Genomic DNA, 10,461 nt, shown 5'->3' with positions numbered 1-10,461 from the left:
ACACGGGGGCCGGTGTGTTTTTTGTCTTTTGTGCCACACTGGGCCAAAAAACGACTTAATCCCCTCCGTCCCCTTTTTTGCTCAACGATCGTTGAGGGTTTTTACCTTCAGCGCTTCGCGCAGCGTCGTCAGATCCACCGGGCCACGCACTGCGATGTCGCGGGTTTCGCCCGGCAGCAGATCCAGCAGGTTGTCTTCCACCTGCACGTCCAATGCACCGAAGTCGATCCACGCCGAACGCATGTAGGCCGCGCTTTCCAATCGCAGACGGTAGTGGTCGCCTTCAATGGACAGGCTGGCCTTGAGCTTCTGCCGCGGCAGGATCTGATCCTTGGCCTCAACGAAGCCGACCACCTGGCGGGCACTCACCGCCCCGTTCTGCAGCAGTTCGAACACGGCCACCGTGCGCTTTGGATCGGCACCGGCCAGCAATTCGGCGTCGCGGAAATCACCGATCGAGGTGACACCGGCGGCAGCCAGCGACACCGCTTCCTCGCGGCGGCGAAGCACCTTGCCGTCTACATCCATCACCCGCAACCGCCAACGTGCATCCAGCGCGGCGCCATCATTGATCAGGCGCACCCGCGTGCTGCCTTCGTCGCGCAGCGCCGCCACCGCCACCGGCGCGAAGAAACGCCGCGCGGCGAAGTGCAGCGCCTTCCAGCGACCGAAGTAGTCCACGCTGGACCATGAAGCACCTGGCCAGACGTCGTTGAGCTGCCAGTACAGCGAGCCCATCGTGTACGGCCGCGAGGCGCGATGATGCAGCGCCGCCAGTGCGATGCCATCGGCCTGCATCACCTGGCTGAGGTAGACGAAGTCCTCGAAGTCCTTCGGCGTGCCGTAGCCCAGTTCGATGTAGTGCAGCAGGCGGCTGTTGCCCTCGCCGGCCATGAATTTCTGGTGCGCGCGGATCACCGGGCTGTCGATGCGCTGCTCGGCGCGGGTGGCGATCTGGTCCACCGTCGCCACCGACGGCCACGCCTGCAGCCCGTACTCGGACATGAAGCGCGGGGTCTCGCGCAGGTAGGCCTGCACCGGCAACGCCGGATTGCCCCAGACCTGCCAGTAGTGCTTGTCGCCACGCGTTGAATCGTTGGCCTTCTCGTCAAGGTCGTTGCTGGGCGAGCTGGACCAGTACGGCACGCCCAGCCCTTCCTCGCCCACCACCTGGCGCAGGTCGTTGCCGAACAGGTCGACGTAGCCCTGCCAGACCTTCGCCGCAAATGCCGGGTCAGCTGCCTTCAGGTCGCGGCCGTGACCCCAGTCCTTCCAGGCGGTTTCCTCCTCGTTGTTGCCACACCACAGCACGATGCTGGGGTGATGGCGCAGCCGGCGCACGTTGTCGCGCGCCTCGGCCACCACGCTGGTACGGAATGCCGGATCGTAGCCCGGCTGCATGCCGCCGCCGAACATGAAATCCTGCCAGACCAGCAGGCCTAGCTCGTCGGCGATGTCGAAGAACGCGTCGTCCTCGTAGTAGCCACCGCCCCAGTTGCGCAGCATGTTCATGTTGGCATCGCGCGCGGCGGTCAGCACCTGGCGCAGGCGTGCGGCATCGACGCGTGCGGGGAAGGCATCGAACGGAATGACGTTGGCGCCCTTGGCAAAGATCTCCACACCATTGATGACGAAGGCGAAGCCCTGCCCTCCCTTGCCGTCTTCCTCGCGGCGCAGTTCGACCGTGCGCAGGCCGATGCGCTGCTCGCGCGCCAGCGTTGCATCGCCGCCACCATCCAGGCCAGCCTTCACGGTATAGCGATCCTGCGCACCATGGCCCACCGGCCACCAGCGCCGCGGCGTGGCCAGCTCAACCGGCAGCTCAACCGTATTCTGGCCCGGCTTCAGCAACACCGTGCGTTGCACCTGGGCCACGTTGCGGCCTTCCGGATCCTGCACATCCACAGTGACCATCGCAGAACCGGCAGCGCTGCCCTGCTCCACCTGCAGCAACACCGCCAGTTTCGCCTGCTCCGCGCTCAATGCATCGGTACGCACGGCAAGATCGGTCAGGCGGTGCGCGTCCCAGGCCTGCAGGTCGACCCCGCGCCACACGCCGGCGGTGACATAACGCGGGCCCCAGTCCCAGCCGAAGTGGTAGGCCGGCTTGCGCGCGAAGTTGCCGACCATCGCCTCCTTCGGTTCATCGCCATACGGCGACGGGTAATTGCCGGCGATCTTGTGCGGCATCGCCTGCACGCCCGGCAGCAGGGTCCGAATCGGCGAGCGGAACACGATCTGCAGTTCATTGCCTTTCGCGCGCAGGCGCCCGTCCACACGTGCACGCCACGTGCGGTGCGCGTTGTCCGCGCGCAGCAGCGGCTTGCCGTTGAGGCTGACCTCGGCGAAGGTATCCAGCCCGTCGAAACGCAGCTCGGCATTCGGCTTGGCCAGCGTCGCCGCATCCACGTCAAAGCGGGCGCGGTACTCCCAGGCAGCCAGGCCGATCCATTGCAGCTCGGCCTCGGGTGCACCGACGTACGGATCGCGGATCAGCCCATGCGCCAGCAGGTCGGTGTGCACGCTGCCCGGCACCTTCGCCGCCCGCCATTGCTGCAGGCCCGGGTGGGCTGCACCCTCGGCGTCGCCGGGCAGCATGCGGAATTCCCACTGCGCCTGCAGAGGCGCTGCAGTTGCCGGGAAAGCGGAGGCTGCGACCAGCAGCAGGAGCAGACGGACAACGAGGGAAAGGCGATGCACGTGGCGCTCCTGTTTTTCCGCCGGGCGTGACCCAGCGCTACCGATTTCGGATTGCCAGGCATGGCCTGGCACTACTGCATTCGAACGATCTTCAACGCACGACGTTCAACACTTCGTAGCACGCGCCCATGGTGTGGTAATCCACCTTGCCGGCAGGGCTTTTCTCGTCGCTGTACTTGCGGTTGTCGGCATCGAGAATGCGGAACCATGCACCGTACTGGTGGTCGACGAAGTGCTCCCACGAATACGCCCAGATGCGTTCGTACCACTGCCAGTAGCGGTCATCGCCGGTGCGCTTGGCCATCAGCGCGGCCGTAGCCAGCGTTTCGGCCTGCACCCAGAAGTACTTGTCGTCGTCGCAGACGAAGCTGTCGCCGCCGATCGGGGCGCCGTCCATACCGGGCTGCCGGCGCGATTCCGGTGCGAAGCCGTAGTACAGGCCACCACGGGTGTCGTCCCAGCTGCGCGCCACGGCCACGTCGAACAGATGCTGCGCGGTCGGCACCAGCCAGTCGGCCTGCACGTGGCGATCGAGGATCAGCAGCAGTTTGGCCCACTCGGTCTGATGCCCCGGCTGGAAGCCCCACGGGCGGAACAGGTGCTTGGGATCGTCCAGGTTGTAGTCCCAGTCGATTTCCCAGTTCACATCGTAATGTTCCCAGACCAGGCCACCGGCCTTGGCGGCCTGGCGGCGGGTCATGTTGTCGGCCAGCTGCAGCGCGCGCTCGACATAGCGCTGCTCGCCACTGGCCTCGAACGCGGCCAGCATCGCCTCGCACATGTGCATGTTGGCGTTCTGGCCGCGGTAGCCGGTGAAGCTCCACTGGCCGTCAGCCTCGTCCTTGTACAGGCCATGCTGCGGCTCCCAGAAGCGTGCTTCCAGCAGCTGCCAGGTTTCGTCCATCCAGTCGCGCGCCTGCTCGATGCCGGCCTTCAGCGCGCAACTGTAGGCCAGCAGCACGAAGGCCACGCCGTAGCAGTGGTTCATATCGTCCTCGACCTTGCCGTCGCGCAGGGTCCAGGCATAACCGCCGGTGGCCGGGTTGCGGTGCACCTCGCGCAGATAGCGCACGCCATGCTCGACAGCCTCCCGGTATTCGGCATTGCCGAACTCGCGGTAGGCCATCGCATAGTTGAAGACGAAGCGGGTGCTGCTCACCAGGTGGCGGTGGCTGGCATCGTAGATGCTGCCGTCATCACGGAAGTAGTGGAAGAAACCGCCGTCCGGATCGATGCAGCGCGGGTGGTAGAACGCCATCGTATCGGCGATGTGCGCGCGCAGGAACGCGGGCGAACGGAAATCGGGCGAGGTGCTCATGCGGTAATGTCCTGGGCCTGCAGCAGCTGCTGCACTTCATCGAGCGAGGGCATCGCGGCGAACGCGCCCTTGCGGGTAACAGCCAGCGCACCCACGGCGGCACCGAAGCGCAGCGTGGCGGTGATCGCCTCCGGGTCCTGGCAGAACGCGGCAAAGCCTGCGCCCGCCCCACCACGCTCCAGCAGGCCGACCAGCACGCCACCGACGAAGGCATCGCCGGCGGCCGTGGTATCGACGGTGGCCACGCGGAAGCTGGTGACCGTGCCGTGGTTGTCGCGCGTGTACCAGTGCAGCGTGGCCGCACCATCGGTAACGATGACCCAGCGCGCCTGCGCGGCCAGAAGGCGCTTGAGCACCACTGACTCGCCATCGGCACCCAGCGGTGCCGCCAGGTAATCCAGCTCCTCGCGCGACAGCTTGACCAGGTCGGCGCGCTCCAGCGCCTGCCACAGGCGCGGCGTCGGATCTTCGTTGGCTGGCCACAGAGCCGGGCGCAGGTTGAGGTCCAGGCTGACCACCGCACCGGCGGCACGGGCGCGCTCCATGCCGGCGAAGGTCGCCTCGGCGATGGCCGGCTCGGTCAGGCTGTTGGAACAGACGTGGAAGCACTGCGCGCTGTCGAGGCACTCCGCCTGGAAGTCACTGTCACGGAACAGCAGGTCAGCCGCCGGCGGGCGGTAGAAACTGAAGCTGCGCTCGCCACTGGCATCCAGCGCGACGAAGGCCAACGCAGTCTTGGCGGCGTCGGTGCGCACGATGTAATCCGTGCCCACGCCGTGCTCGACCAGACTGTCGGCCAGGAAGTCACCGAACATGTCGCGGCCAAGCATGCCGACGAACTGGGTCTTCGCCCCCAGCCGCGCAGCCGCCACCGCCACGTTGGCCGGCGCACCGCCGGCGTACTGCAGGAACGCGCGCGGGGTATCGGCCGAGGCCGGCGGCTGCGCTAGTAGATCGATCAAAATTTCGCCGAAGCAGACAATGGCACCCATTTCCGACTCAGCCTCCCTGCGTTGCGGAAGCCGGCGGGCGCGAACCCACCAGGCCGTAGAAGATGATGTAGACGTAGCAGACCACCGGCAGCACGAAGCTGAGGTGCAGACCGATGCGGTCGGCCAGCACGCCCTGCAGCAGTGGGATGATCGCGCCGCCGACAATGGCCATGATCAACAGGCTGGACGCCTTGTTGGTCAGCGGGCCCAGACGTTCGATGGCCAGCGAGAAGATGGTCGGGAACATGATGGAATTGAACAGACCGGTCGCCACGATGCCGTACAGCGCGACCTTGCCACCCGACGCCAGCGTGACGCCCAGCAGCACCACATTGGCCACTGCGAATCCGGCCAGCAGGCCGCGCGGCGAGTACTTGGCCAGCAGCCACGCACCTGCAAAGCGACCAACCATGGCGCAGCCCCAGTAGGCCGACACATAGTGCGTGGCCTGCTGTTCAGTCATGCCGCCGATCTCCGGCAGTGCCAGGTAGTTCACCATCAGGCTGCCGATGGACACCTCAGCACCGACGTAGAAGAAAATAGCCAGCACGCCGAAAAGTACGTGCGGATGCTTGAGTGCATCCAGCAGCGTGTGGTGGCCGCTGTCGGCCTGCTCGGTGGTCTCGGTCAGGCTGGGCAGGCGGAACAGGTAGACGAACACTGCCAGCAGCACCAGTGCGATGGCCAGGCCCACGTACGGGCCCTGCACCGACTGCGCTTCGGCGGTACGGTAGGCAATCTGTTCGGCCACGGGCAGCGCGTTGATCTCGTCGCCGCTCTTCACTGCGGTGCTCAGAATCAGGAAACCACCAAACAGCGGCGCCAGCGTGGTACCCAACGAGTTGAGTGCCTGCGCCAGGGTCAGACGGCTCGATGCGGTCTGTTCCGGGCCCAGCAGCGCAACGTAGGGATTGGCTGCCACCTGCAGCACGGTAATGCCGGTGGCAAGTACGAACAGCGAACCAAGGAACGCTTCATAGGTGCGCAATGCGGCCGACGGCCAGAAGCCCAGCGCGCCCACGCCGGCGATCAGCAGGCCGGCGATGATGCCCTTCTTGTAGCCCAGGTGGGCCACCAGCCGACCGGCCGGCACCGACATCAGGAAGTACGCGCCGAAGAAGGTGAACTGCACCAGCATCGCGCGGGTGTAATTCAGTTCGAACACCGCCTTCAGGTGCGGAATCAGCACGTCGTTGAGGCTGGTCAGGAAGCCCCACATGAAGAATATGGTGGTGGCAACCGCCAGAGCAGCACGGACATTCATGACCGGCGCCTGGCTGCTGGAGGTACCCGATGGACGGGGCGTTGCGGAGATCGGCATGCGGTACGCGCCTCGATGCGCGGAAAGTCGTTGTTGCGTGGAAGGGGTATATGGAAGGAATCAGTTCGGTCGTGCGGCACTGCTTTCGCGGATGCGCAGCTGCACCGGCGCGACCGTGCGCCGTGGCGGCGCATCCGGTTCGTCCAGTCGTTGCAGCAGCAGCGCGGCAGCTTGCCGGCCCCGCTCGCGCGGATCGGCAGTGAGCGTGGTCAACGGCGGCACCGCGACCGACGCCTCGGAAATATCATCGAAACCGGTAACGGCGAAGTCGCCACCCGGGCGGATGCCACGCGAGTTCAAGCCCAGCATCAGGCCCAGCGCGACGGTGTCGTTGTAGCAGACCGCTGCACTCGGGCGATGTCCGTCGGCAAACAGCTCATCGGTGCGCGCCGCAGCTTCCAGGCGGTTCGGCGCCGACTCGATCATCCAGCCCGGCGGCAGCGACAGACCGGCCTCGGCCAGCGCCTGCTGGAAACCGGCACGGCGCTGGTGGCACGAGCTCGATGCAGCGTGGCCGCCGAAGAAGGCGATCTGGCGATGGCCGCGCTCGATCAGGTGGCGCGTGGCCAGATAGGCGCCGTGCTGGTTGTCCAGGGTCAGGAAATCCCAGTCGGCCCCGTCCAGCTCGCGGTTGAACAGCAGCACGTTGGCATTGGCACCTAGTGCCTGCCGCAGCAGCGCGGTATCGCTGCCCTCGGCCGGCGACAGGATCAGGCCGGCCGGCGTGTGCTCCATCAACGTGGACAGCACCGCCTGCTGCCGCTCCGGCGATTCACCGGTACTGCCGAGCAGGGTTACGTAGCCACGCCCGCCGAGCGCCTCGTCCACGCCCGAAGCGAATTCGGCGAAGAACGGGTTGGACAGATCGTTGATCACCAGCGCGATGCTCGACGAGGTCCGCCGGCGCAGGTTGGCCGCCGCGCGGTTGTAGACATAGCGCTGGCGGCGCAGTTCGGCCTCGACCTTGGCCCGGGTGTCGACGTTGACCAGCGGGCTGCCGCGCAGCACCAGCGACACGGTTGCCCGTGACACGCCGATGGCACGCGCGATGTCGGTCACCGTCACCGCCTTGCCGGCGCGCTTGCTGGGACTGCTGCCGTTGTCGTTCATCGTCTTCCCGGACTCCGCTGGATGCTCAAGCCTAATGGATCAGGGCCCTGTCGTGCCGTGCCGTTCGCTGGGTCACCGCGAACGGCACAGTCCGTCTCAGCGCAGCTGGCTCCCCGGTGCCGCACACCAGGACACCGGCAGGTCCTTCACCGCCGTGCCCCAGCCCTGCTCCGGCGCCTTCGCATCGAGCGCGAACTGCAGGCGCGGGCCCTGCTGCAGCTGGTTCCAATCCAGCCACACCGGCGCATGCGCCTGGCCATCGACCTTCACACCCTGCACGTACTGCAGGCGGCGGCCATCGGCACCCGGCGCATCGATGCGCAGGGTGCGGCCATTGCCCATGTCCACTTCCACCTTGCTGAAACGCGGGGTGTGCAGCAGGAACTGGCCGCTGCCGGGCACCGCCGGATACACGCCGATGGCACTGAACAGGTACCAGGCCGACATCGTGCCGAGGTCATCATTGCCGGTCACGCCATTCGGGGCATTGGTGAACAACTGCTGCGCGGCACGCACCACGGCGGCGGTCTTCCACGGCTGGCCGATCAGCGTGTACAGCCACGGCGAGTGCAGGTCCGGCTCGTTGTTCGGGTTGTAGCGGAACTGGTTGTAGTAGCTGTACGGCCCGACCACCCACTCCTTGCGGGCTGCATTGAGCGGGTCGGCCTGCAGCGCGTCCATCGCGAAGAACGCATCCAGGCGTCGGCCAGCCTGTTCGCGGCCATCCATCGCGTCGACCAGGCCCGGCACGTCCTGCTGCGCCAGCCACTGGTACTGCCACGCCGTGCCTTCATGGAAACCGTGGTGCGAGCGCGGGCTGTAGTGACCATCGGCCGGCGTGTACCACTGGCCGTCTTCGGTACGCGGGCGCGGGAAACCGGTGAAGCCGGTCTCGGCGTCACGCACCTGCGGGTCCCACACCTTGCGCCAGTTGCGGCCGCGCTCACGCAGCGTCGCCGCGTCCTGCGCATGGCCCAAGCCATCGGCCATCTGCGAAAGCGCGCAGTCGGCCAGCGCATATTCCAAGGTGGCCGAACCGCCGTGGTGCGGATCGACGTCCATGCCCTTGGATGGGAATGCGCGGTCGTAGACCACGTAGCCCTTGTCCAGGTAGGTCGGGTTGCCGGAACGGCCGGCCATGCGCGAGTTCAGCGGAGGAGTACCGAACGCGTTGCGGCGCAGCGCATCCCACGCCTGCGATTCACGGCCCTTGAGCGCACCGAAGCGCCACAGGTCGACCATGAACGGCGTGACCGGATCGCCGGTCATGATGTTGGTCTCGAAGTTGGCATAGCCCCAGCGCGGCAGCCAGCCACCCTGCTCGTCGATCGCCAGCAGGGTACGGCCGATGTCACGCGCCACGTCCGGGCGGGTCAGTGCCAGCCACTGGTTCTGCGCGCGGTAGGTATCCCACAGCGAGAAGTACTCGTAATAGGTCCAGCCATCGGCGCGGTGGATACCATCGTCATAGCCGCGGTAGCGGCCGTCGGCATCGTTGCCGGTCATCGGCTGCAGCAGCGCGTGGTAGGCCGCGCTGTAGAACACGGTGCGGTCATCGGCCGTACCGCCCTGCACACGCACCCGCCCCAGCTGCTCACGCCACGACTGCTGGGACAGTGCGCGCATGCGGTCGAAACCGAGAAGCGCCCCACCCTGCATGCCGTCCGCGCGCAGATTGATGCGCGCGCCTTCGGCGTCCACATGCGAGATCGCGCTGACCGCCGTCACCGACTGGCCCTTGGCCAGGTCGAAGCTGAGCCAGGCGCCGTTCGGCTTCTGCTCGCCTTCCATGCTGTGGCGCGCGCCGGGCAGGCCACCGCCCTCACCCCAGGTGCCATGCGCCTTGAACGGGCGGTCGAACTCGATGCGGAACCAGGTGGTGTACTGATGGCCGCCGCAGAAACTCTTGGTGACCAGCTTGCCTTCCACCACGCGGTCGCCGACCACATCGACCACGCTGCCGATCACCGAGTGGCGCTCATTGGCCTGGCCAACATTGACCAGCACGTGGCCGTCGCCACTGCGCTGGCTGAAGGTGTAGCGCTCGGCCGCGGCGCGCGTACGCGCAGTGGTCTCGGCATCGATGCCGCCGTAGCTGGTCAGCCGCACCTTGTAATAGCCCGCCTGGCCGATCTCGCCGTCATGCGTGTACGACGCGGCATAGGCCTTGTGGTCAAACTTCTTCGCGTTGCCGGTATCGAAATCGCCGCCGGGACCGATCGAACCGGTCACCGGCAGCACCGACACCTGCCCGCCCTGCTCCCAGCAACCTGCGCCGGAGATGAAGGAGTGGCCGAAACCGCGGATCTTCTCGTCGTCGTAGCGCCAGCCCGAATAGTGGCTGCCGATCGGGCTGACCTGGATCAGGCCGAACGGTGCCGACGCGCCCGGGAACGTGTTGCCGTCGTCCTTGCTGCCGATGAAGGTGTTGACCTCGCGCTCCAGCGCAGCCGGCGCGGCCTGCAGCAGCATCGGCGACGCCGAAAGTGCGAGCAGGCAGGCCAGGCGCACCAGCGGGCGCGAGGACACTGGGACGGCGGGAGCGGACGGCACTGGACGCATGTCGGGTTCCTGTAGTCGATGACGCGGAGGCAGACGGCCGGGGCCGTCCGGCACCGTTCCGCTGAGCCCCGCCATGACTGGCAGAAAGCTCCCCCTGGAATGACGCCCGACCCACCAGACCGTGAATTTAGATCGATTCAAGTAGAGCATGCAGGTTCAGCCGAATGCATTCTGCGGCGCAGCATGAGAGGGGGGGTTCGGCAGGGCTGCGCCCTGCACTCGCTCCGAGCTGGAGCAACAGCAACAGCAACAGCTGATTTCCTGTGGGGAGGCGGGGTGGGTCCGGTTGCGGGGGCCGCTGCAAGTACGTCCATGTAAGCTCGGTCGCCGCTTGCTCGTGTGCGCAGTCCTGCGCACACGGCAAGACCGGGGTTGGGCGGCCTGCCCACCCCGCCCCAGGCATGCCTCGGGCCCATGCGGCTCACGCCCCCGCAACCGGACCCACCCCGCCGTCGACA

6 protein-coding genes are annotated in these 10,461 nt (G+C 66.7%); all 6 read right to left on the bottom strand.

Annotated features, from left to right (window positions below; genetic code table 11):
• Nucleotides 1–81 precede the first annotated feature (81 nt).
• The 6 genes from ABE423_RS19515 to ABE423_RS19490 all read right to left on the bottom strand — a co-directional run bounded on the left by ABE423_RS19515 (nucleotide 82) and on the right by ABE423_RS19490 (nucleotide 10,003).
• Entirely contained in the window at nucleotides 82–2,700 is a 2,619-nt protein-coding gene (locus ABE423_RS19515) for a glycoside hydrolase family 2 protein (protein ID WP_125895901.1), read from the bottom strand.
• 91 nt (nucleotides 2,701–2,791) lie between these two features.
• Nucleotides 2,792–4,018, bottom strand: coding sequence for an AGE family epimerase/isomerase (locus ABE423_RS19510; RefSeq protein WP_100468325.1), 1,227 nt, complete (start codon nucleotides 4,016–4,018; stop codon nucleotides 2,792–2,794).
• Complete coding sequence (locus tag ABE423_RS19505; RefSeq protein ID WP_032130344.1) at nucleotides 4,015–5,010, bottom strand: carbohydrate kinase; 996 nt, start codon at nucleotides 5,008–5,010, stop codon at nucleotides 4,015–4,017. Before ABE423_RS19505 ends, ABE423_RS19510 begins: the two co-directional genes overlap by 4 nt.
• 7 nt (nucleotides 5,011–5,017) lie before the next feature.
• Nucleotides 5,018–6,331, bottom strand: a complete 1,314-nt coding sequence (gene fucP / locus ABE423_RS19500) for an L-fucose:H+ symporter permease (protein ID WP_032130345.1) — start codon at nucleotides 6,329–6,331, stop codon at nucleotides 5,018–5,020.
• A gap of 60 nt (nucleotides 6,332–6,391) precedes the next feature.
• Nucleotides 6,392–7,441: a LacI family DNA-binding transcriptional regulator gene (locus tag ABE423_RS19495; protein ID WP_049424705.1), complete on the bottom strand. Its 1,050-nt coding sequence runs from the start codon at nucleotides 7,439–7,441 to the stop codon at nucleotides 6,392–6,394.
• A 96-nt stretch (nucleotides 7,442–7,537) separates the two neighbouring features.
• A complete protein-coding gene (locus ABE423_RS19490) occupies nucleotides 7,538–10,003 on the bottom strand; it encodes a GH92 family glycosyl hydrolase (protein ID WP_346487225.1) in 2,466 nt (821 codons plus the stop codon).
• Between the last annotated feature and the right edge of the window lie 458 nt (nucleotides 10,004–10,461).

Origin of the sequence: Stenotrophomonas sp. TWI1409 (genome assembly GCF_039673015.1) — a bacterium.
Lineage (GTDB): Bacteria > Pseudomonadota > Gammaproteobacteria > Xanthomonadales > Xanthomonadaceae > Stenotrophomonas > Stenotrophomonas maltophilia_A.
The sequence above is the reverse complement of the archived record's forward strand: the minus strand, read 5'-3'. Positions and strand labels throughout refer to the sequence as shown.

What these genes read in the sequence shown, in the direction of transcription:
- ABE423_RS19510 (WP_100468325.1), bottom strand. Translation starts at nt 4,018, where the DNA reads ATGAGCACCTCGCCCGATTTCCGTTCGCCCGCGTTCCTGCGCGCGCAC.
- ABE423_RS19490 (WP_346487225.1), bottom strand. Translation starts at nt 10,003, where the DNA reads ATGCGTCCAGTGCCGTCCGCTCCCGCCGTCCCAGTGTCCTCGCGCCCG.
- ABE423_RS19495 (WP_049424705.1), bottom strand. Translation starts at nt 7,441, where the DNA reads ATGAACGACAACGGCAGCAGTCCCAGCAAGCGCGCCGGCAAGGCGGTG.
- fucP (WP_032130345.1), bottom strand. Translation starts at nt 6,331, where the DNA reads ATGCCGATCTCCGCAACGCCCCGTCCATCGGGTACCTCCAGCAGCCAG.
- ABE423_RS19505 (WP_032130344.1), bottom strand. Translation starts at nt 5,010, where the DNA reads ATGGGTGCCATTGTCTGCTTCGGCGAAATTTTGATCGATCTACTAGCG.